Genomic DNA, 21,062 nt, shown 5'->3' on the forward strand with positions numbered 1-21,062 from the left:
GGTAGCGGGCAGACGGGTGGTCCACCCGCTGCTGCCCAGGTGGACGGCTTTCCCGGTGCCGGTGGTTCACCGGCACCGGGGCGTGGCGCGGCGGAGGTTCCGTCACGCCCCGTGGTGATGCGTGCATGCCCAGGATGCCCCAGCGGTGGCGGACTCCGCCTGGGCACGCAGCGCACGGACCGCCTCGGCCGGGTCGGACGCCCCGTAGACCGCCGAACCGGCGACGAACACGTCCGCGCCCGCCTCGGCGCACCGCTCGATGGTGGCCGCCGAGACCCCGCCGTCGACCTGGAGCCAGAGTTCCAGTCCGTGCTTGGCGATCAGCTCCCGGGTCCGACGGATCTTCGGCAGCATGATGTCCAGGAACGCCTGCCCCCCGAACCCCGGCTCGACCGTCATGACGAGCAGCATGTCCAGCTCGGGCAGCAGATCCTCGTACGGCTCGATGGGCGTCGCGGGCTTGAGCGCCATGGCGGCGCGGGCGCCCTTGGCCCGGATCTCCCGGGCGAGCCGCACCGGCGCGGCGGCGGCCTCGACATGGAAGGTGACGGAGGAGGCCCCGGCCTCCACGTACCCGGGGGCCCAGCGGTCCGGGTCCTCGATCATCAGATGCAGGTCCAGCGGGGTGTCCGTGGCCTTCGCGAGCGACTCGACGACCGGGACGCCGAGGGTCAGGTTGGGCACGAAGTGGTTGTCCATGACGTCGACATGGAGCCAGTCGGCCCCGTCCACGGCCTTGGCCTCATCGGCGAGCCGAGCGAAGTCGGCGGACAGAATGCTGGGACTGATCTGAACGGACATGGCCCAAGCGTCCCATGTATCGCGCGTCCACCATGCAGGCGGGGGCCAGCCCTTCTCAGGGGCGCTGGGGGTACCCCCTCTGGGGGAGGAACTGCGCGATCAGCCACCCACGACCGTCAGCGAACCACTCACCCAGTCCTCCGCACCAACGCCAGATACATCGCATCCGTCCCATGCAGATGAGGCCACAGCTGAACGTCCGGCCCCTCCCCCAACTCCGGCACCCCGACAAACAGAGGCCGCGCATCGATCAACTCAGCCCCGGGAAACTGCTTCAGCACGTCGGAGACCACCGCGCGCGTCTCGGCAAGATGCGGCGAGCACGTCGCGTACCCCACGACACCCCCCACCCGCACGGACTCCAGCGCCGTCCGCAACAACCCCCGCTGAAGCGGAGCGAACCCGTCGAGATCCTCCGGCCGCCGCCGCCACCGCGCCTCCGGCCGCCGCCGCAGCGCGCCCAGCCCGGTGCACGGGACGTCCATCAGCACCCGGTCGAAGCTGCCGGGCCGCCACGGCGGACGGGTCCCGTCGGCCGTGATCACCTGGTACGGCCCGGGGTTCCCGGCCAGCGCCCGCGCCACCAGACCGGCCCGGTGCGGCTGCCGCTCCCCGGCCAGCAGCACCGCCCCCCGCTCCGCGGCCACCGCGGCGAGCAGCGCGGCCTTGCCGCCGGGCCCGGCGCAGCCGTCCAGCCAGGTCCGGTCGGGTCCGTCCAGCGGCGCGTTGGCGAGGGCGAGGGCGACCAACTGGCTGCCCTCGTCCTGCACCCCGGCCCGCCCCTCCCGCACGGCGTCGACCGCCCCGGGCTCACCGCCCTCGGCGAGCCGCACGGCGTACGGCGACCAGCGGCCCGGTACGGCGGCGTCCTCGCGCAGCAGCTCGCCGGTGGTGGCCCGGCCCGGACGGGCGACCAGGGTCACCTCGGGCCGCTCGTTGTCGGCGGCGAGGAGTTCCTCGATCCCGGCGCGGCCCCCGCCGAGGGAGTCCCACAGCGCGGAGACCACCCAGCGCGGATGGGAGTGGACGACGGCGAGATGGTCCTCGGGGTCGTCGTCGTAGGGCGGGGCGATCTGTTCCAGCCAGCCGTCCAGATCGTGCTGGGCGATCTTCCGCAGCACGGCGTTCACAAACTTGGCCCGGCCGTCGCCGAGCACCACCCGGGCCAGCTCGACGGTCGCGGAGACCGCCGCGTGGGTGGGGATGCGGGTGCCGAGGAGCTGGTGCGCGCCGAGGCTCAGCACGTCCAGCACGGGCGGGTCCACCTCGCGCAGCGGCCGGTCCACACAGGCGGCGATGACCGCGTCGTACGTCCCCTGGCGGCGGAGTGTGCCGTAGACCAGCTCCGTCGCCAGTGCCGCGTCCCGTCCGTCGAAGCCGCCCTTCTCGCGCGCCTTGCGCAGCAGCGGCGGCAGGACGAGGTTGGCGTACGCGTCCCGTTCGTCCACCGCCCGCAGGGCGTCGAACGCGAGGATGCGGACCGGGTCCTTCTGGGGACGGCGGTAGGGCTTGCCCGGTTTGCCGGGCTTGTGGGGCCGACGTGCGGTGTCGCTCACGAAAAGGTGCTCCGGAAGTGTCCGTCGATCAGTGCCTGACCGGTGCATACGGTGTGCACTCAGCGTACGTCGCGGGCGCGCCCGGCGTTCCCCGGCGGTCCCCGGCGGCCCCTGACGCTCCCCGGCGGCCCCGACAGGATCTGGCCACCGCCCCCGCTACACCCCGAGCAGTTGCCCGTCCGCGTCCCGCACCCCGCGCGCCCAGTCCGCCGCCCGCATCGGCTTCTTGCCCTGGGCCTGCACCCACAGCAGCTCGACAGCGTGCGAACCCGTACCGACGTGCACATGGTTCTTCCCGACCGAGAGCCGCCCCGGCGCGAGGTCCCCGCGCTCCGGCTCCAGGGCGACCTGGATCAGCTTCAGCCGCTCGCCCCGGAACACCGTCCAGGCGCCGGGCGCGGGCGTGCAGCCGCGTACCACACGGTCCACCCGCAGCGCGGGCGCCGCCCAGTCGACGTGCGCGTCCTCGACGGCGATCTTCGGCGCGAGCGAGACCCCGTCCCCGGGCTGCGGTACGGCGGTCAGCGTGCCGTCCTCGATACCGTCCATGGTCGCGGCCAGCAGCCCCGCCCCGGCGAAGGCGAGCCGGGTGAGCAGGTCGCCGCTGGTGTCGGTGGGGCGGACGGTCTCGGTGACCGTGCCGTACACCGGACCGGAGTCGAGGCCCTCCTCGATCAGGAAGGTGGAGGCGCCGGTGATCTCGTCACCGGCCATGACGGCGTGCTGCACGGGCGCGGCGCCGCGCCAGGCGGGCAGCAGCGAGAAATGCAGATTGACCCAGCCGTGCGCGGGCACGTCGAGCGCGACCTTGGGCAGCAGCGCCCCGTAGGCGACGACGGGGCAGCAGTCGGGGGCGATGGCGCGCAGCCGCTCCAGGAAGTCGGGGTCGCGCGGCTTCACCGGCTTCAGCACCTCGATCCCGGCCTCCTCCGCCCGCTCGGCCACCGGGGAGGCGACCAGCCTGCGGCCCCGCCCGGCGGGCGCGTCCGGACGGGTGACGACGGCGGCCACCTCGTGCCGCCCGGCGGCGAGCAGGGCGTCCAGCGCGGGAACGGCGACTTCGGGGGTACCGGCGAAGACCAGCTTCATGGGTGCGATCGGGCCTCTCGGGCGGGAACAGGCGGGGACAGGCAGGAACAGACAAGGCGGGTAACGGCCGCGCGCCCCGGTCGGGGGGCGGGCAGCGCACCAGTCTATGGGGCGGCCCCGCACGACGCCGGAGCGGACCGCGCCCGCGCACGCGGTGTCATCGGGGGCGTACGCATATGCCCTTACGCCCCTGGAGCGTGACCCGTGGCGGGAAGACGCGTTGGTCAAGAAAGAGTTGACCAACGGGCCGCGGTCGCGGCCCGATCCTTTCTCCTCAACGCCGGTTCGAGAGGCTTGTTCATGGCCGACCACGCAACCCACGACGCCCAGGCTCGGGCCAGCCTGCACTTGCTGGTGCGGGACATCGAGCGGGTCCGCCGGCAGGTGGACGCGTTGCGCACGCTCACCGCCCAGCTGGGCAACGTCTACCGCCCCCGCCGCTCCGGTCCCTCCACGGGCTTCGTCGTCTACGGGCGCGCCCCCGCCCCGACCGTCCGGCTCGCCCAGGAACTGCGGGACAGCGTCGAGACCCTGGTCACCGCCGCGGTCGACTTCGACCGCTCGCTCGGCTTCTCCTGGGACGCGGTGGGCTCCGCCCTCGGGGTCACCAAGCAGGCGGTGCACCGCCGCTACGGGTCGCGCCGGGCCACGACCCAGGCCGCGGCCGAGGCCGAGCGGGCCACGGACCCGTCGGCCGCCCGGACCGTCAACGTGCCGGGCACCCTGCCGACCGTGCCCGCCGCTCGGGCGATGCCGACCCAGCCGACGGCGGGCAGCCCGGTGTTGCGCGACGACCCCCGCCCCACAGCCTTCCCGGGCCCCCGGAACGGCTGACCCCCCACCACCCCTGACCGTCCTCCCGCCCTCCCGGCACGATCCGGGAGGGCGGTCGTGCGTGTCCGGGACGGTCGCGCAGGTCCGGGGTGACCCCGCCCACCCGGGGCGGTCCCGTCCGTCCGGGGCGGTCGGGCATGCCCGGGTCGATCCAGCCCGCGTGGAGCGGTCATGTCCGTCTAGGGCGGCCGTGTAGGTCCGGGGTGACCCTGCCCACCCGGGGCGGCCCCGTCCGTCCGGGCGGTCGAGTACGCCCGGGTCGATCCTGACCGCTTGGGGCGGTCGCGTCCGTCCGGGGCGGCCGGGCATGCCCGGGTCGATCCAGCCCGCCTGGGACGGTCATGTCCGTCCAGGGCAGCCATGTAGGTCCGGGGTGATCCTGCCCACCCGGGGCGGTCCCGTACATCTGAGGCAGTCCCGTCCGCCCGGGATGGTCCCGCATGTCCGGGACCCGAGGGCGTCACCACCACGTCCCCCGCCGCCCGCGTCCCCACCACGCCCCGCCCCGCCCCCGCCCCCACGTCACGTCACGTCACCCGATGTCCGGTGGATCGACCCGTACCCACACCGCGCCCCCGTCCCCCGCGCCCCCTCCGCCGCGGGCCATCCGGGCCGCCTGGGCCGCCTTCAGCGCGGCGGCGAGGGCCGCGCCGCCGCCCGGGGCGACCCGGACCAGCGCCCGCTCCCAGGACTCGCCCGGGGGTGGCGCGCCGGTCCGCCGGGGCCGCCCCGGCGGGGTGACCGGCAGCGGCACCGGCCCCAGGACCTCCGCGCCCGGCGGCAGCCGCGCCGCCGCCAGGAACCCGGCGACCGCCTCGGGCGGTCCGGACACCGCCGCCATCCGGGAGACCGGCGGGAACCCCAGCTCGGCGCGCTCGGCCAGTTCCCGCACGGCGTGTCCCACCGGGTCCCAGCGGACCAGCGCCTGCACCGGCCGCAGTGTCGGCTCGGCGACCACCACGACCAGACCGCCGGACCGCTGGTCGCGGACCAGGGCGGCGGCGGCGATCCAGCGCCGCAGCGCGTCCTCACCGGCCCGCAGATCGGGCCGTCCGACCATCGCCCACCCGTCCAGCAGCAGCGCGGCGGCATAGCCGCCCTCGGCCACCGGCTCGGCGCCGGGAGTGCTCACCACCAGCGCGGGCGCCGCCGGAACCGTGTCGAGCACATGCTCGCGCCCGGACGTCCGTACCGGTACCGCCGGGAAGGCCCGCCCCAGTTCCTCGGCCGTCCGGCGGGCCCCGACCACCTGGGCCCGCAGCCGGAACGACCCGCACTCCGGGCAGTGCCAGGCGTTCTCCGCCCGCCCGCACCAGCCGCACGCGAGCGCGCCCTCGGAGCGTGCCTCCAGCGGTCCGGAGCAGTGGCGGCAGCGCGCGGGCGCCCGGCACTGGGCGCACGCCATCCGGGGGACGTACCCCCGCCGGGGCACCTGCACCAGCACCGGCCCGTCGCGCAGCCCGTCCCTGACGGTCTGCCAGGCGAGCGACGGCAGCCGCGCGGCACGCGCCGCCTCGTCCCGCGCGAGGTCCCCGTCCCCCACGGTCCGCACCAGGGGCGCCGTCGCCCGCACCCGCTCCCGGGACGCCACGACCGGCCGCGCCCAGCCGCTCTCCACCAGCTGCGCGGCCTCCACCGTGCAGCTCCAGCCGCCCAGCAGGAAGGCGCACTTGTCCTGCGCGGCGCGCAGCAGCAGCACCTCGCGGGCGTGCGGCTGCGGGGCGTGCGGCTCGCTGTGGCTGTCGTCCCCGTCGTCCCAGATCGCGACCAGTCCGAGGTCCCGCACCGGGGCGAACATGGCGGCCCGGGTCCCCACCACGGCGCGTACGGACCCCCGCCGTACGGCCAGCCACTGCCGGTACCGCTTCTCGGGCCCGGCGTCGGCTGTCAGCACCGCGTGCCGCCCCTCGCCGAGGAGCGCGGTCAGGGCCGCGTCGACCCGCGCGACGGCCCGGCCGTCCGGGACGACGACCAGCGCGCCGCGCCCCGAGGCGAGCGTGGCGGCGACGGCACGGGCCAGTTCCGCGCTCCACTCGGGTCCCGGCAGCGCGTTCCACACCGCTCGCGGTGCTCCGCCGGAGGCCAGCGCGTCGATCAGGGCCGCCCCGTTCTCATAGCGGGCCCAGGACCCGGCGTCCGGGGCGGTGGGCGGTGGCAGCGGCTGCGGGGAGGGCCGCCCCTCGGCCCGTGCGTTGCGCGGGGGCACGGCGAGCTGGAGCACATCGGCGAGGCTCCCGGCGTACCGGTCGGCGACCGCGCGGGCCAGCCCGAGGAGTTCCGCGTCGAGCACCGGCTCGGGCGACACGACCTGGGCCAGCGCCGCCAGCGGGCCGGCGTAGTCGCTCTCGGGCAGCCGCTCGACCAGGAACCCGTCGATCAGTCCGCCGCCCTCACGCCGTCCCTCCCGCACCCGGTGCCGCCCGGCGCCGAACCGGACCCGCACCCGCACGCCCGGCTGGGCGTCCGCGTCCAGTTCCTTCGGCACGGCGTAGTCGAAGTACCGGTCGAGATGGAGCACGCCCTTGTCCACCAGCACCCGCGCCACCGGCAGCTCCTCCGCCAGCGCGGCCCCCCGCCAGGTGCGGGGCTTGGCGCGGGGCGCCTTGGCCTGCCGCACGCTCTCCCGGATCAGCGCGAGCTGCTCCGGCGGCGGCACCCCCGCGCCCCCGCCGTCCCCGGCCCCGTTCTCGCTGCTCACCCTTGCATTCTTACCAAACGGCACCGACAACGACCGGTCCGCCGACCACCCGCCGCTCCCCGCCTAGGCTGCCCCCATGACCGAGCAGCCGCCGACACCGCAGCCCCCGCACGACCCCCGGCAGACCCTGGAGGACCTCCGCGCCCGCCTCGCCGCCCTCCCCCACGGCGAGGAGGTGACAGGGACGGTGACCGGCTTCGACGGCGACGAGGTCGTCGTCCGGCTGGACGGGGACGCCTCTGGCGCGCCGAGCGGCCGTATCCCCCGGCATCTGCTGTCCTGGACTACGTTCGAACGCCCGGACGAGGTCATGACGGTCGGGCAGCGGGTACGGGCGGAGATCCAGCGCGTCGACGACCGCAGGGGCAGGGTCGTGCTGTCGGCCCAGGCGTGCGAGGACCCGGCTCTGCGGCGGCATCTGCTCGCGGTCCGCCCCGGGGACGTCGTCGCCGGGACCGTGGCCGCCGTCCACACCTTCGGTGTCTTCGTCCGGCTGGACGGGGCGCCCCCGCACCCGGTCTACCCGGGCACGGGTTTCGTCCGCGTCCCCGATCTGACCTGGTCCCGCATCGACCATCCCGGGGACGTGGTCCAGCCGGGTCTGCGGGTGACCGGCGAGGTGATCCACGCGGACTCCCGCAATGGCGAGGTCGTCCTGTCCCTCAAGGCCCTCCAGCCCGACCCGTGGGACGCCCTGGACCTGGCCGCCGGGGACACGGTGAGCGGTCCGGTGACCAAGGTGATCCCGCTCGGGGTGTTCGTCCGGGTCGCGGAGGCCGTGGAGGGGCTGGTCCACACGGCGGAGCTGGCGGGGCGGACGCCCGGGGAGGGCGAGGTGCTGTCCGTGCGCGTCCTGGAGGCGGACCGCGCGCGGCGGCGGCTACGCCTGACCCCGGCCGACCGACCGCCCGGCGCGGCGCCGGCCGACACGGGTCCACCGCCCGCTCGATCCGGCTGCGCCTGACACCGGCCCACCGCCCAGCGGACACGGCTACCACCGATACCGGCCCACCGCCCAGCGGACACGGCTACCGCCCACACCCCCCGACCGCTGGATACGGCTACGGCAGACACGGGTCCACCGACCGGTCAATACGACTGTCACCGACACCGGCCCACCGCCCGATCGACCCGGCAACCGCCAACACCGCCCCCGCCAGATCGACCCGGCCGTCACCGACACAAGCTCACCAGCCCGCCATCCCACCCACCGCCCGGCCGACGGACGCGCGAAGGCCCGGCCTCCCGCAGGAGACCGGGCCCGCACGAACAGCGAAGAGCTACAGCCCGGCAGCCGCCCGCAGCGCCTCCACCCGGTCCGTCCGCTCCCAGGTGAACTCCGGCAGCTCACGGCCGAAGTGGCCGTACGCCGCGGTCTGGGCGTAGATCGGGCGGAGCAGGTCGAGGTCGCGGATGATCGCGGCCGGACGCAGGTCGAAGACGTCGTCGATGGCCTTCTCGATCTTCTCCGGGTCGACCTTGTGCGTCCCGAAGGTCTCCACGAACAGGCCCACCGGCTCGGCCTTGCCGATGGCGTAGGCGACCTGGACCTCGCAGCGCGAGGCGAGCCCGGCGGCCACCACGTTCTTCGCGACCCAGCGCATGGCGTACGCGGCGGAGCGGTCGACCTTGGACGGGTCCTTGCCCGAGAAGGCGCCGCCGCCGTGGCGGGCCATGCCGCCGTAGGTGTCGATGATGATCTTCCGGCCGGTGAGTCCGGCGTCGCCCATCGGGCCGCCGATCTCGAAGCGGCCGGTGGGGTTGACCAGCAGCCGGTAGCCGTCGGTGTCCAGCTTGATGCCCTCGTCCAGGAGCGCCTTCAGCTCCGGCTCCACCACGAACTCGCGGATGTCGGGGGCGAGCAGCGACTCCAGGTCGATGTCGGAGGCGTGCTGCGAGGAGACGACGACGGTGTCGAGGCGGACCGCCTTGTCGCCGTCGTACTCGATGGTGACCTGCGTCTTGCCGTCGGGGCGCAGGTAGGGGATCGTGCCGTTCTTGCGGACGTCGGAGAGCCGCTTGGAGAGCCGGTGGGCCAGGAAGACCGGCAGCGGCATCAGCGTCGGCGTCTCGTCGGAGGCGTAGCCGAACATCAGGCCCTGGTCGCCCGCGCCCTGCTTGTCCAGCTCGTCGTCGTCGCCCTCGACCCGGGACTCGTACGCCGTGTCCACGCCCTGCGCGATGTCCGGGGACTGCGCGCCGATGGACACGGAGACGCCGCAGGACGCGCCGTCGAAGCCCTTCTTGGAGGAGTCGTAGCCGATCTCCAGGATCTTCTCCCGCACCAGCTGCGGGATCGGCGCGTACGCCTTGGTGGTGACCTCACCGGCCACATGCACCAGACCGGTCGTGATCAGGGTCTCGACGGCGACGCGGGACGTGGGGTCCTCGCGCAGCAGGGCGTCGAGAATGGTGTCACTGATCTGGTCAGCGATCTTGTCGGGGTGACCTTCGGTCACGGACTCCGAGGTGAACAGGCGACGGGACACAACGCTCCCTGTGGTTGCAGCGGCTGCTGGCTGATCATGGGCGGACAGGTCGGGGGCTGCGCCCGGCCGCGTCCGAGAACAGTTTATCGGTCGCGCTCCGCATCCGGCCCAGCTGTCTCGCCTCTCGGGACCTGCTGTGACCTGCGGCACGGGCATTCTGCCCAATGCCGGGCGGCATTGGCCAGGGTCGCCGCGCCTGAATGTGCGGGGGCGCGGGTCCCGCGTGGCGCGGCGCGCCGGGTCAGGTGAGTCTCGCGGCGACGAGGTCCCACACGATTTCGGCCAGGGCTTCCTTGGGCCCGTACGGCACGGGGGTCTCGGTGCCGTCGGCGCCCAGGACGACCGCCTCGTTCTCCTCGGCGCCGAAGGTCCTGCGCTCCCCCACCTCGTTCACGACCAGCAGGTCGCAGCCCTTGCGGGCGAGCTTGGCGCGGCCGTTGGCGAGCACGTCGTCGGTCTCGGCGGCGAAGCCCACGATCACCTGTCCGGGCCGGGGCCGATCGGCGGAGACCTCCGCGAGGATGTCCGGATTCCGTACCAGCGTGATGGGGTCGGGCTCCTGGCCGTCGCGCTTCTTGATCTTCCCGGCGGCGTAGACGGCGGGCCGGAAATCGGCGACGGCGGCGGCCATCACGACCGCGTCGGCGTCGGCGGCGGCCTTGAGGACGGCCTCGCGCAGCTGCACGGCCGTGCCGACCCGGACCAGGTCCACGCCCGCCGGGTCGGGCAGGGCGGCGTTGGCGGCGATCAGGGTGACCCGGGCGCCGCGCGCGGCGGCGGTGCGGGCGAGGGCGTAGCCCTGTTTCCCGGAGGAGCGGTTGCCGAGGAAGCGGACCGGGTCGAGCGGCTCCCGGGTGCCTCCGGCGCTGATGACCAGGTGGCGCCCTGCGAGGTCGGGCTCGCGCACGCCCCGGGCGAGGACCCGGCGGCAGACCTCGAAGATCTCGGTGGGGTCGGGCAGCCTGCCCTTGCCGGTGTCGACGCCGGTGAGCCGGCCGACGGCGGGTTCGACGACGACGGCGCCGCGGCGGCGCAGGGTCGCCACGTTCTCCTGGGTGGCCGGGTGTTCCCACATCTCGGTGTGCATCGCGGGGGCGAAGACGACCGGGCAGCGGGCGGTGAGCAGGGTGTTGGTGAGCAGGTCGTCGGCGAGGCCGTGGGCCGCCTTGGCGAGCAGGTCGGCGGTGGCGGGGGCGACCACGACCAGGTCGGCGCCCTGGCCGATCCGGACGTGCGGCACCTCGTGGACGTCGTCCCAGACCTCCGTGGAGACGGGGTGGCCGGAGAGCGCGGACCAGGTGGGGGCGCCCACGAAGTGCAGTGCCGCGTCGGTGGGCACCACCCGCACGTCATGTCCGGACTCGGTCAGCCGGCGCAGCAGCTCGCACGCCTTGTAGGCGGCGATCCCGCCGCCGACTCCCAGTACGACCTTCGGCTTGTCCACCGTCACTCGTCACTCCCCTGGCTCGCGCTCACGTGCCTTCACGGGTGCGTCTGGTGCGCTCACCCGTCCCGTACGCGTTCTATGACACACCACAGGCCCGGCGATGTGTCGCCGGGCCTGTGGACAACTCCGCCGTAAGCGGAAAATATTACTGCGCCGGGCCTTCGACGGCCTCGGACGTCAGCAGTCCCGCGTTGATCTCGCGCAGCGCGATCGACAGGGGCTTCTCGTGCACATGGGTGTCCACGAGGGGACCGACGTACTCCAGGAGGCCCTCGCCGAGCTGCGAGTAGTACGCGTTGATCTGGCGGGCGCGCTTGGCCGCGTAGATCACGAGGCTGTACTTGGAGTCCGTGGCCTCAAGCAGCTCGTCGATCGGCGGGTTGATGATGCCCTCGGGCGCGGAGATGGAAGAGGACACGCTCTACCTTCCGATGGTGGGAGACATTGCGGGACGCTCGGCCGGGACCGGCGGCTGGGCCGCTGTCACGGTGAGGGTCTCGGCGGTGATCACACCTGTGATCACACGACATCCATCAAGGCTAGCAGCTCGCGCGCCACATCCTCGACGGAGGTGTTGACCAGGGTGGTGTCGAACTCCGGCTCGGCCGCCAGTTCGGTCGTGGCGGCGTCCAGCCGGCGCTCGATCACCTCGGGCGGCTCGGTGCCCCGCCCGGTGAGTCTGCGCACCAGCTCCTCCCAGCTGGGGGGAGCCAGGAACACCAGCTGGGCCTCCGGCATGGAGCCGCGGACCTGCCGGGCGCCCTGGAGATCGATCTCCAGCAGGACGGGCTCGCCCGTCTCCAGACGCTCGTGCACGGCCGTGCGCGGAGTGCCGTACCGGTTTCCGGCGAATTCGGCCCACTCCAGCAGTTCACCGTTGGCGATCAGCTTGTCCATCTCCTCGTCGGTGACGAAGAAGTAGTGGACACCGTGCTTCTCACCGGGGCGTGGCCTGCGGGTCGTCGCCGACACCGAGAGCCAGACCTCGGGGTGTTCCTTGCGCATATGGGCGACGACCGTGCTCTTGCCGACCCCGGAGGGGCCGGAGAGCACGGTCAGCCGCGGACGTTCACTCATGCAGCGATTATTCCAGCAAACCCGGAGTGTTCCGGACTCAGCTGCCGGTGCTGCCGAACTCGCGCTCCAGCGAAGCGATCTGGTTGGAGCCGAGGCCGCGTACACGACGGCTCTCGGAGATGCCGAGGCGCTCCATGATCTGCTTGGCGCGGACCTTGCCCACGCCGGGGAGCGACTCCAGGAGAGCGGAGACCTTCATCTTGCCGATGACGTCGTTCTCCTGGCCCTGCTTGATGACCTCGTGCAGGGAGGCGCCGGAGTGCTTGAGTCGATTCTTGACCTCGGCCCGCTCCCGGCGAGCCGCGGCGGCCTTTTCGAGCGCGGCTGCGCGCTGTTCGGGGGTAAGGGGCGGAAGAGCCACGCCTACGTCACCTCGGATGTCGAACTGTCGGATACGGACCGGTGAGGGGAACCTAGTCGCCCCACACCTGGGGAGCTACGAGCAACACGCTGCCCGTTCTCCCCCACTGCCTGGAGGGCGTGGGAGGTGCCCCCACTGGTCGGAGACTAGCGGTCATGTCCGCCAGAGTCAGCGAGAACAGCGGAAAAGTCCTGGTCAGCCTCCGTCAGGACGGGATCTTCTGGACATATTGCCCCGGATTTGAGGATGTATCCAGCCTCAAGAGCCCCTGGGCAAGTCATCGGACGTTTAGTCGGAGGCGGACAGAGCAGCCCGGATCTCGTCCGTGAAGCGGTCCGCCGCCGCCCGGAGCGCGGCCGTGTCCGGCCCGTGCCGGAGCACGCCCCGGCTCACATTCGGGAGCACATCGCGCACCGCCGCGCCGAACACCCGGGGCAGATCCGCCGCCGTCGCCCCCTGCGCCCCGATCCCGGGCGCGAGCAGCGGCCCCCCGATGGCGAGGTCGTACGAGGAGAGGTCGCCCAGGGTCGCACCGACCACCGCGCCGAAGGAGCCGAGCGGCTCCGCCCCGGCGTTCTCGGCGGCGTTCTCGGCCGCGTTCTCGGCCGCGTTCTCGGCCGCGTTCTCGGCCGCCAGGTGGGCCAGCATCGTGGTGGCCACGTCCCGGCCGTCCGCGCGGACCGCGCGCTGCACCTCGCCGCCCTCCGGGTTGGAGGTCAGCGCCAGCACGAACAGACCCGAGCCGCTCTCGCGGGCCAGCGCCACCGCCGGGGCGAGCGAGCCGTAGCCGAGGAACGGCGAGACGGTCAGCGCGTCCGAGAACAGCGGCGCGTCCGGGTGCAGGAAGGTCTGCGCGTACGCGGCCATGGTGGAGCCGATGTCGCCGCGCTTGGCGTCCATCAGCACCAGGGCGCCCGCCGCGCGGGCGTCGGCCACCGTGCGCTCCAGGACGGCGACCCCGCGCGAGCCGAACCGCTCGAAGAACGCGCTCTGCGGCTTGAGCACGGCGACCCGGTCGGCGGTGGCCTCCACGACCGTCCGGCTGAACCGCTCCAGACCGGCCACGTCGTCGTTCAGACCCCAGTCGGCCAGCAGCGAGGCGTGCGGGTCGACGCCTACGCACAGCGGGCCGCGCTCGTCCATGGCGCGGCGCAGACGGGCGCCGAACGGCCTGGCGCTCGGGGCGCTCATACGGTGCTCCTGACATCGGCGCCGACCGCGTCGGCGAGGGTGGCGTACGGGCTGGTCCGCAGCCGGGCGGCGAGGCCCTTGTGGAGGGCGCGGGCGTAGAAGGGGCCCTCGTAGACCAGGGCGCTGTAGCCCTGGACGAGGGTGGCGCCGGCCAGGATGCGCTGCCAGGCGTCCTCGGCGTTCTCGATGCCGCCGACGCCGACCAGGGTGATCCGGTCGCCGACGCGGGCGTAGAGCCGCCGCAGGACCGCCAGGGAGCGGGCCTTGAGCGGGGCGCCGGACAGGCCGCCGGTCTCGGCGGTCAGGGCGGGCGGGGAGGTCAGGCCGAGGCCGTCGCGGGCGATGGTGGTGTTGGTGGCGATGATGCCGTCCAGGCCCAGTTCGACGGCCAGGTCGGCGACGGCGTCCACGTCGGCGTCGGCGAGGTCCGGCGCGATCTTCACCAGCAGCGGGACCCGGCGGTCGGTCACGGTCCGGTCGGCGGCCTCGCGCACGGCGGTGAGCAGCGGGCGCAGCGCCTCGGTGGCCTGGAGGTCGCGCAGTCCGGGCGTGTTGGGCGAGGAGACGTTCACGACCAGGTAGTCGGCGTACGGGGCGAGGCGCTCGGCGGACTTCACGTAGTCGGCGACCGCCTCGGTCTCGGGCACCGCCTTGGTCTTGCCGATGTTGACGCCGACGACCGTGCGGAAGACGGGTGTGCGGGAGGCCAGGCGGGCGGCGACGGCGAGCGAGCCGTCGTTGTTGAAGCCCATCCGGTTGATCAGGGCCCGGTCGGACAGCAGCCGGAACATCCGGGTGCGCGGGTTGCCGGGCTGCGGTTCGCCGGTGACCGTGCCGATCTCGACATGGTCGAAGCCGAGCATGGCCAGTCCGTCGATCGCGGCGGCGTTCTTGTCGAACCCGGCGGCGAGCCCGAAGGGGCCGTGCATACGCAGCCCGAACGCCTCGGTGCGCAGTTCCTCGTACCGGGGGGCCAGCGCGGCGGCGGCGAAGGTGCGCAGCACGGGGATACGGGCGGCGAGCCGGATCCAGCGGAACGCGAGGTGGTGGGCGCGCTCCGGGTCCATCCGGCGGAAGAAGAGGTGGAAGAAGATCGTGTACATGGTGTCCTCGGCGGGGTTCTCGGCGACAGGCCTCGGCTGGACGGGGGCTCAGCAAGAGGGGGACACCGTGTCCGGTGTCCCCCTCGGGGCTGCTAGTCGCGGGCCGCGGTCAGATGGTCGGCGTGTTCCTGGAGGGAGCGGACTCCGACCCCGCCTCCGTGGAGCGCGTCGATGCCCTGGACGGCGGCGGCGAGCGCCTGCACGGTGGTGAGACAGGGCACCGAGCGGGCGACGGCCGCGGTGCGGATCTCGTAGCCGTCGAGCCGGCCGCCGGTGCCGTACGGGGTGTTGACGATGAGGTCGACCTCGCCGTCGTGGATGAGCTGGACGATGGTCCGCTCGCCGTCGGGTCCGGGGCCCTCGGACTGCTTGCGCACGACCGTGGCGTTCAGCCCGTTGCGCTTGAGGACCTCGGCGGTGCCGGAGGTGGCCAGCAGCTCGAAGCCGTGGGCGACCAGCTCGCGGGCCGGGAAGATCATCGAGCGCTTGTCGCGGTTGGCGACCGAGATGAAGGCGCGGCCCTTGGTGGGCAGCGGTCCATAGGCACCGGCCTGGGACTTGGCGTAGGCCGTGCCGAAGACCGAGTCGATGCCCATGACCTCGCCGGTGGAGCGCATCTCCGGGCCGAGGACCGTGTCGACACCGCGGCCGTGGATGTCCCGGAAGCGGGACCACGGCATCACGGCCTCCTTGACCGAGATCGGCGCGTCGAGCGGCAGCTCGCCGCCGTCGCCCTCGGCCGGGAGCAGGCCCTCGGCGCGGAGTTCCGCGATCGTGGCGCCCAGCGAGATCCGGGCGGCGGCCTTGGCCAGCGGGACGGCGGTCGCCTTGGAGGTGAAGGGGACCGTGCGGGACGCGCGCGGGTTGGCCTCCAGGACGTAGAGGATGTCCCCGGCCATCGCGAACTGGATGTTGATCAGGCCCCGGACGCCGACGCCGCGGGCGATGGCCTCCGTGGAGGTGCGCAGCCGCTTGATGTCGAAGCCGCCCAGGGTGATCGGGGGCAGCGCGCACGCGGAGTCGCCGGAGTGGATACCGGCCTCCTCGATGTGCTCCATGACCCCGCCGAGGTACAGCTCCGCACCGTCGTAGAGGGCGTCGACGTCGATCTCGATGGCGTCGTCCAGGAAGCGGTCCACGAGGACCGGCCGGGAGGGGCTGATCTCGGTGGACTCGGCGATGTAGGACTCCAGCCGGGTCTCGTCGTAGACGATCTCCATGCCGCGTCCGCCGAGTACGTAGGAGGGGCGGACGAGGACCGGGTAGCCGATCTCGTCGGCGATGGCCTTGGCCTCGGCGAAGGTGGTGGCCGTGCCGTGCTTGGGGGCGGGCAGTCCGGCCTCGGCGAGGACCCGGCCGAAGGCGCCGCGGTCCTCGGCGGCGTGGATCGCCTCCGGGGAGGTGCCCACGATCGGGACGCCGTTGTCCTTGAGCGCCTGGGACAGGCCCAGCGGGGTCTGGCCGCCGAGCTGGACGATCACGCCCGCGATCGGCCCGGCCTGCGCCTCCGCGTGGACGATCTCCAGGACGTCCTCCAGGGTGAGCGGCTCGAAGTAGAGCCGGTCGGAGGTGTCGTAGTCGGTGGAGACGGTCTCCGGGTTGCAGTTGACCATCACCGTCTCGTACCCGGCGTCGCTGAGCGCGAAGGAGGCGTGGACGCAGGAGTAGTCGAACTCGATGCCCTGGCCGATGCGGTTGGGGCCGGAGCCGAGGATGATCACGGCGGGCTTCTCGCGCGGCGCGACCTCGGTCTCCTCGTCGTAGGAGGAGTAGAAGTACGGCGTCCGCGCGGCGAACTCGGCGGCGCAGGTGTCGACCGTCTTGTAGACCGGGCGGATACCGAGCGCGTGCCGGACCTCGCGGACCACGTCCTCGCGCAGCCCGCGGATCTCGCCGATCTGCTGGTCGGAGAAGCCGTGCCGCTTGGCCTCGGCGAGCAGGTCGGCGGTCAGCTCGGGCGCGTCGGCGAGTTCGTCGGCGATCTCCTTGATCAGGAAGAGCTGGTCGACGAACCAGGGGTCGATCCGGGTGGCCTCGAAGACCTCCTCGGGCGTGGCGCCCGCGCGGATGGCCGCCATGACGGTGTTGATCCGGCCGTCGGTGGGCTTGACGGACTCGGCCAGCAGGGCGGTCTTGTCGCCGGTCGGGCCGGTGAAGGCGAACTGGCTGCCCTTCTTCTCCAGCGAGCGCAGCGCCTTCTGGAACGCCTCGGTGAAGTTGCGGCCGATGGCCATGGCCTCGCCGACCGACTTCATGGTGGTCGTCAGGGTGGCGTCGGCGCTCGGGAACTTCTCGAACGCGAAGCGCGGGGCCTTGACGACGACATAGTCGAGGGTGGGCTCGAAGGAGGCCGGGGTCTCCTGCGTGATGTCGTTGGGGATCTCGTCCAGGGTGTAGCCGACGGCGAGCTTCGCGGCGATCTTCGCGATGGGGAAGCCGGTCGCCTTGGAGGCGAGCGCCGAGGACCGCGACACGCGCGGGTTCATCTCGATGACGATGACCCGGCCGTCCTCGGGGTCCACCGCGAACTGGATGTTGCAGCCGCCGGTGTCGACGCCGACCTCGCGGATCACGGCGATGCCGATGTCCCGCAGGATCTGGTACTCGCGGTCGGTGAGGGTCATGGCGGGGGCGACGGTGATGGAGTCGCCGGTGTGCACGCCCATGGGGTCGAAGTTCTCGATGGAGCAGACGACCACGACGTTGTCGTGCTTGTCGCGCATCAGCTCCAGCTCGTACTCCTTCCAGCCGAGGATGGACTCCTCCAGGAGCACCTCGGTGGTCGGTGAGAGGGTCAGGCCCTGGCCGGCGATCCGGCGCAGTTCGTCCTCGTCGTGGGCGAAGCCGGAGCCGGCGCCGCCCATGGTGAAGGACGGGCGGACCACGACCGGGTAGCCGCCGAGGGTGTCGACGCCCGCGAGGACGTCGTCCATGGAGTGGCAGATCACCGAGCGGGCGGACTCGCCGTGTCCGATGGCGGCCCGGACGGCCTCCACGACCAGCTTGAACTGGTCGCGGTCCTCGCCCTTGTGGATCGCCTCGACGTTCGCGCCGATCAGCTCGACGCCGTACTTGGTGAGGACCCCGTTGTCATGCAGCGCGATGGCGGTGTTCAGGGCCGTCTGGCCGCCCAGGGTGGGCAGCAGGGCGTCGGGCCGCTCCTTGGCGATGATCTTCTCGACGAACTCGGGGGTGATCGGCTCGACGTAGGTGGCGTCGGCGATCTCCGGGTCGGTCATGATCGTGGCCGGGTTGGAGTTGACCAGGACGACCCGGAGGCCCTCGGCCTTCAGGACGCGGCACGCCTGGGTGCCGGAGTAGTCGAACTCGGCTGCCTGGCCGATGACGATCGGGCCGGAGCCGATGACCAGGACGGACTGGATATCGGTGCGCTTAGGCACGCTGGCCCTCCATCGAAGCGGTGTTCATCAAAGCGGTGAAGCGGTCGAACAGATAGGCCGCGTCGTGCGGACCGGCCGCCGCCTCGGGGTGGTACTGGACGCTGAAGGCTGGGCGGTCGAGCAGCCTCAGGCCCTCCACCACGTCGTCGTTGAGACAGACATGGGAGACCTCGGCGCGTCCGTAGGGCGTCTCGGAGATCCGGTCGAGGGGGGCGTCGACGGCGAAGCCATGGTTGTGCGCGGTGACCTCGACCTTGCCGGTCGTACGGTCCTGGACCGGCTGGTTGATGCCGCGGTGGCCGTACTTCAGCTTGTAGGTGCCGAAGCCGAGGGCGCGGCCCAGGATCTGGTTGCCGAAACAGATGCCGAACAGTGGCGTACCGCGCTCCAGGACGGCCCGCATGACGGCGACCGCGTGGTCGGCGGTGGCCGGGTCGCCGGGTCCGTTGGAGAAGAACACGCCGTCGGGCCGGACCGCGTACACGTCGTCGACGCTCGCCGTGGCGGGCAGCACATGGACCTCGATACCGCGCTCGGCCATCCGCTGCGGGGTCATGCCCTTGATGCCGAGGTCGATCGCGGCGACCGTGAACTTCTTCTCGCCGACCGCGGGGACGACGTACGTCTGCTCGGTGGCGACCTCGGCGGAGAGGTCGGCGCCGGTCATCTCGGGGGCCTGGCGGACCTCGGCGAGCATGGTGCCCTCGTCGGGCAGCGCGTTGCCGGAGAAGATGCCGACGCGCATGGCGCCGCGCTCACGCAGATGCCGGGTCAGGGCGCGGGTGTCGATGCCGGAGATCCCGACGACGCCCTGCGCGGTCAGCTCCTCGTCCAGGGAACGGCGGGACCGCCAGTTGGACGGCACCCGCGCGGGGTCGCGCACCACATACCCGGAGACCCAGATCCGGCGCGACTCGGGGTCCTCGTCGTTGACCCCGGTGTTCCCGACGTGCGGGGCGGTCATGACGACGACCTGGCGGTGGTACGACGGGTCGGTGAGGGTCTCCTGGTAGCCGGTCATGCCGGTGGAGAAGACGGCCTCGCCGAAGGTCACCCCCACGGCCCCGTAGGCACGGCCGCGGAAGATCCGGCCGTCCTCCAGGACGAGTACGGCGGGAACCCTGGCGGCTCCCCTGGTGGAGGTTGTCATCGTGCGCCTTCCGTCTTCTTGATCATGGTGTTCAGCGTGTCGGCCCACCCGCCGTGCTCGGCCGCCGTGTCGGAGCGGAACCCGGAGTCGATCAGCCGCTCGCCGTGCTCCCAGGTGACGATCAGCAGACCGCCCTCGGTGAGCACCTTGCCCGCGATGCCCTTGTCGAGCCGGGCCTCGCGCAGCTGCCCGGCCGGGACGAAGAAGTCCGGCGCGCCGGTGCGGACGACGGCCAGTCCCGCGTCGGTCAGGGTCAGCTCGGCGCGACTGCGGGAGCCGAGCCCCTGGGCGACGATCCGGTCGAGCCACTGCCCGGCGGTGGTGGAGCCGTGGTAGCGGCCGGTCATCGTCAGTCTCGCCGGTCCGGGGTCGTCCGGCGCGGTGGGCAGCTCCGGGAGGTCGCCCTGGAGGGTGCCGCGCCACTTCCAGCCCTCGCGCATCAGCCAGTAGACCAGCGCGACGAACAGGCCCAGGCCGACGACCCAGCCGATCCGGGCGGCCCAGTCGGTCACCTCGGCCGACTTCTGGCCGGAGGCGGCCAGGGTGTGCAGGTCCGCGGCGAGTACATGCAGAGTGGTCACGTGAGCTTCCCGTCGACGAGCGTCGCCTTGCCCCGGAGCCAGGTGTGGGTGACACGGCCCGGCAGCTCACGCCCCTGGTAGGGGGTGTTGCGGCTGCGCGAGGCGAAGCCCGCGGGGTCCACCCGGCCACGGTATTCCGTGTCGACGAGGGTGAGGTTGGCGGGCTCACCAGCCGAGACGGGACGGCCGTGTCCGGTGGCCTGTCCGATCTGCGCGGGCTTGGCGGACATCCGGTCGGCGACGCCGGCCCAGTCCATGAGGCCCGTGTCCACCATGGTCTCCTGCACCACTGACAGCGCGGTCTCCAGGCCCACCATCCCCATGGCGGCGGCGGCCCACTCGCAGTCCTTGTCCTCGTGCGGGTGCGGGGCGTGGTCGGTGGCGACGATGTCGATGGTGCCGTCGGCGAGGGCCGCGCGCAGGGCGTGGACGTCCCGCTCGGTGCGCAGCGGCGGGTTGACCTTGTAGACCGGGTCGTAGGTGCGCACCAGCTCGTCGGTGAGCAGCAGATGGTGCGGGGTGACCTCGGCGGTCACGTCGATGCCGCGGGACTTGGCCCAGCGGACGATCTCCACGGACCCGGCGGTGGACAGATGGCAGATGTGGACGCGGGAGCCGACGTGCTCGGCGAGCAGGACATCCCGGGCGATGATCGATTCTTCGGCCACCGCGGGCCAGCCCCCGAGGCCCAGCTCCGCGGAGACGGTCCCCTCGTTCATCTCGGCGCCCTCGGTCAGCCGCGGCTCCTGGGCGTGCTGGGCGACGATCCCGCCGAACGCCTTCACGTACTCCAGGGCGCGGCGCATGATCACGGCGTCGTGGACGCACTTGCCGTCGTCGGAGAAGACCGTGACACCGGCGGCCGACTCGTGCATGGCGCCCAGTTCGGCGAGCTTCCTGCCCTCCAGGCCGACGGTGACCGCGCCGATCGGCTGGACGTCGCAGTAGCCGTGCTCCTGGCCGAGCCGGTAGACCTGCTCGACGACACCGGCGGTGTCGGCCACCGGGAAGGTGTTGGCCATGGCGAACACGGCGGTGAAGCCGCCGGAGGCCGCCGCGCGGGTGCCGGTGAGCACGGTCTCGGAGTCCTCGCGGCCCGGCTCGCGCAGATGGGTGTGCAGATCGACCAGGCCCGGCAGCAGCACCTTGCCGTCCGCCTCCACGACCTCCGCGTCGTCCGCCGACAGCCCGGTGCCCACCGCGGCGATCACCGGCCCGTCGATCAGCACGTCCTGGGGCTCGCCGCCGAGCACCTTCGCACCACGGATCAGGATCTTGCTCATG

17 protein-coding genes are annotated in these 21,062 nt (G+C 72.9%); 2 read left to right on the top strand and 15 right to left on the bottom strand.

The window, feature by feature from the left end; all coding sequences use genetic code 11:
• Nucleotides 1-102: 102 nt before the first annotated feature.
• The 3 genes from rpe to fmt form a co-directional block, all read right to left on the bottom strand.
• Nucleotides 103-801: a ribulose-phosphate 3-epimerase gene (gene rpe / locus AB0D49_RS09680; protein WP_362753581.1), complete on the bottom strand. Its 699-nt coding sequence runs from the start codon at nucleotides 799-801 to the stop codon at nucleotides 103-105.
• 128 nt (nucleotides 802-929) lie between these two features.
• A complete protein-coding gene (locus AB0D49_RS09685) occupies nucleotides 930-2,357 on the bottom strand; it encodes a transcription antitermination factor NusB (RefSeq protein ID WP_362753584.1) in 1,428 nt (475 codons plus the stop codon).
• Nucleotides 2,358-2,513: 156 nt separating this feature from the next.
• The gene (gene fmt / locus AB0D49_RS09690) at nucleotides 2,514-3,446 is read right to left on the bottom strand and encodes a methionyl-tRNA formyltransferase (protein ID WP_362753587.1); all 933 of its coding nucleotides are present in this window, start codon (nucleotides 3,444-3,446) and stop codon (nucleotides 2,514-2,516) included.
• Between the two features lie 300 nt (nucleotides 3,447-3,746).
• Between fmt and AB0D49_RS09695 the strand changes: the two genes are divergently transcribed.
• Nucleotides 3,747-4,280, top strand: coding sequence for a hypothetical protein (locus tag AB0D49_RS09695; RefSeq protein WP_362753590.1), 534 nt, complete (start codon nucleotides 3,747-3,749; stop codon nucleotides 4,278-4,280).
• 532 nt (nucleotides 4,281-4,812) lie between these two features.
• Here AB0D49_RS09695 and AB0D49_RS09700 read toward each other — a convergent pair.
• Entirely contained in the window at nucleotides 4,813-6,978 is a 2,166-nt protein-coding gene (locus tag AB0D49_RS09700) for a primosomal protein N' (RefSeq protein WP_362753593.1), read from the bottom strand.
• Between the two features lie 76 nt (nucleotides 6,979-7,054).
• Here AB0D49_RS09700 and AB0D49_RS09705 point away from each other — a divergent pair, with 76 nt between their 5' ends.
• On the top strand, nucleotides 7,055-7,942 hold the full coding sequence (locus AB0D49_RS09705; protein ID WP_362753596.1) for a S1 RNA-binding domain-containing protein: 888 nt from the start codon (nucleotides 7,055-7,057) through the stop codon (nucleotides 7,940-7,942).
• 316 nt (nucleotides 7,943-8,258) lie between these two features.
• Here the strand turns inward: AB0D49_RS09705 and metK are convergent, their stop codons facing one another.
• From metK to AB0D49_RS09760, 11 genes are all read right to left on the bottom strand, one after another.
• Nucleotides 8,259-9,467 (bottom strand): methionine adenosyltransferase, encoded by a 1,209-nt coding sequence (gene metK, locus AB0D49_RS09710; protein WP_362753599.1) that lies wholly within the window; start codon nucleotides 9,465-9,467, stop codon nucleotides 8,259-8,261.
• A 241-nt stretch (nucleotides 9,468-9,708) separates the two neighbouring features.
• Complete coding sequence (gene coaBC, locus AB0D49_RS09715; RefSeq protein WP_362754559.1) at nucleotides 9,709-10,911, bottom strand: bifunctional phosphopantothenoylcysteine decarboxylase/phosphopantothenate--cysteine ligase CoaBC; 1,203 nt, start codon at nucleotides 10,909-10,911, stop codon at nucleotides 9,709-9,711.
• 148 nt (nucleotides 10,912-11,059) lie between these two features.
• Nucleotides 11,060-11,332, bottom strand: a complete 273-nt coding sequence (rpoZ, locus tag AB0D49_RS09720; RefSeq protein WP_003988945.1) for a DNA-directed RNA polymerase subunit omega — start codon at nucleotides 11,330-11,332, stop codon at nucleotides 11,060-11,062.
• A 101-nt stretch (nucleotides 11,333-11,433) separates the two neighbouring features.
• Entirely contained in the window at nucleotides 11,434-11,991 is a 558-nt protein-coding gene (gene gmk, locus AB0D49_RS09725) for a guanylate kinase (RefSeq protein ID WP_362753602.1), read from the bottom strand.
• A 37-nt stretch (nucleotides 11,992-12,028) separates the two neighbouring features.
• Nucleotides 12,029-12,352, bottom strand: coding sequence for an integration host factor (locus AB0D49_RS09730; protein ID WP_003977346.1), 324 nt, complete (start codon nucleotides 12,350-12,352; stop codon nucleotides 12,029-12,031).
• A gap of 288 nt (nucleotides 12,353-12,640) precedes the next feature.
• Entirely contained in the window at nucleotides 12,641-13,543 is a 903-nt protein-coding gene (gene pyrF / locus AB0D49_RS09735; RefSeq protein WP_362753605.1) for an orotidine-5'-phosphate decarboxylase, read from the bottom strand.
• Nucleotides 13,540-14,646 (bottom strand): quinone-dependent dihydroorotate dehydrogenase, encoded by a 1,107-nt coding sequence (locus AB0D49_RS09740; RefSeq protein ID WP_362753608.1) that lies wholly within the window; start codon nucleotides 14,644-14,646, stop codon nucleotides 13,540-13,542. Before AB0D49_RS09740 ends, pyrF begins: the two co-directional genes overlap by 4 nt.
• A gap of 92 nt (nucleotides 14,647-14,738) precedes the next feature.
• Nucleotides 14,739-18,047: a carbamoyl-phosphate synthase large subunit gene (gene carB / locus AB0D49_RS09745; protein ID WP_362753610.1), complete on the bottom strand. Its 3,309-nt coding sequence runs from the start codon at nucleotides 18,045-18,047 to the stop codon at nucleotides 14,739-14,741.
• Nucleotides 18,040-19,197, bottom strand: coding sequence for a glutamine-hydrolyzing carbamoyl-phosphate synthase small subunit (gene carA / locus AB0D49_RS09750; RefSeq protein ID WP_362753614.1), 1,158 nt, complete (start codon nucleotides 19,195-19,197; stop codon nucleotides 18,040-18,042). The genes carB and carA overlap by 8 nt, the downstream gene beginning before the upstream one ends.
• A complete protein-coding gene (locus AB0D49_RS09755) occupies nucleotides 19,194-19,778 on the bottom strand; it encodes a hypothetical protein (RefSeq protein WP_362753618.1) in 585 nt (194 codons plus the stop codon). Before AB0D49_RS09755 ends, carA begins: the two co-directional genes overlap by 4 nt.
• Nucleotides 19,775-21,061: a dihydroorotase gene (locus tag AB0D49_RS09760; protein ID WP_362753621.1), complete on the bottom strand. Its 1,287-nt coding sequence runs from the start codon at nucleotides 21,059-21,061 to the stop codon at nucleotides 19,775-19,777. Before AB0D49_RS09760 ends, AB0D49_RS09755 begins: the two co-directional genes overlap by 4 nt.
• Nucleotide 21,062 lies beyond the last annotated feature (1 nt).

The organism is Streptomyces sp. NPDC048290 (assembly GCF_040652095.1).
Taxonomy (GTDB): Bacteria; Actinomycetota; Actinomycetes; order Streptomycetales; family Streptomycetaceae; genus Streptomyces.

What these genes read in the sequence shown, in the direction of transcription:
- rpe (WP_362753581.1), bottom strand. Translation starts at nt 801, where the DNA reads ATGTCCGTTCAGATCAGTCCCAGCATTCTGTCCGCCGACTTCGCTCGG.
- fmt (WP_362753587.1), bottom strand. Translation starts at nt 3,446, where the DNA reads ATGAAGCTGGTCTTCGCCGGTACCCCCGAAGTCGCCGTTCCCGCGCTG.
- AB0D49_RS09695 (WP_362753590.1), top strand. Translation starts at nt 3,747, where the DNA reads ATGGCCGACCACGCAACCCACGACGCCCAGGCTCGGGCCAGCCTGCAC.
- AB0D49_RS09705 (WP_362753596.1), top strand. Translation starts at nt 7,055, where the DNA reads ATGACCGAGCAGCCGCCGACACCGCAGCCCCCGCACGACCCCCGGCAG.
- gmk (WP_362753602.1), bottom strand. Translation starts at nt 11,991, where the DNA reads ATGAGTGAACGTCCGCGGCTGACCGTGCTCTCCGGCCCCTCCGGGGTC.
- pyrF (WP_362753605.1), bottom strand. Translation starts at nt 13,543, where the DNA reads ATGAGCGCCCCGAGCGCCAGGCCGTTCGGCGCCCGTCTGCGCCGCGCC.
- AB0D49_RS09740 (WP_362753608.1), bottom strand. Translation starts at nt 14,646, where the DNA reads ATGTACACGATCTTCTTCCACCTCTTCTTCCGCCGGATGGACCCGGAG.
- carA (WP_362753614.1), bottom strand. Translation starts at nt 19,197, where the DNA reads ATGACAACCTCCACCAGGGGAGCCGCCAGGGTTCCCGCCGTACTCGTC.
- AB0D49_RS09760 (WP_362753621.1), bottom strand. Translation starts at nt 21,061, where the DNA reads ATGAGCAAGATCCTGATCCGTGGTGCGAAGGTGCTCGGCGGCGAGCCC.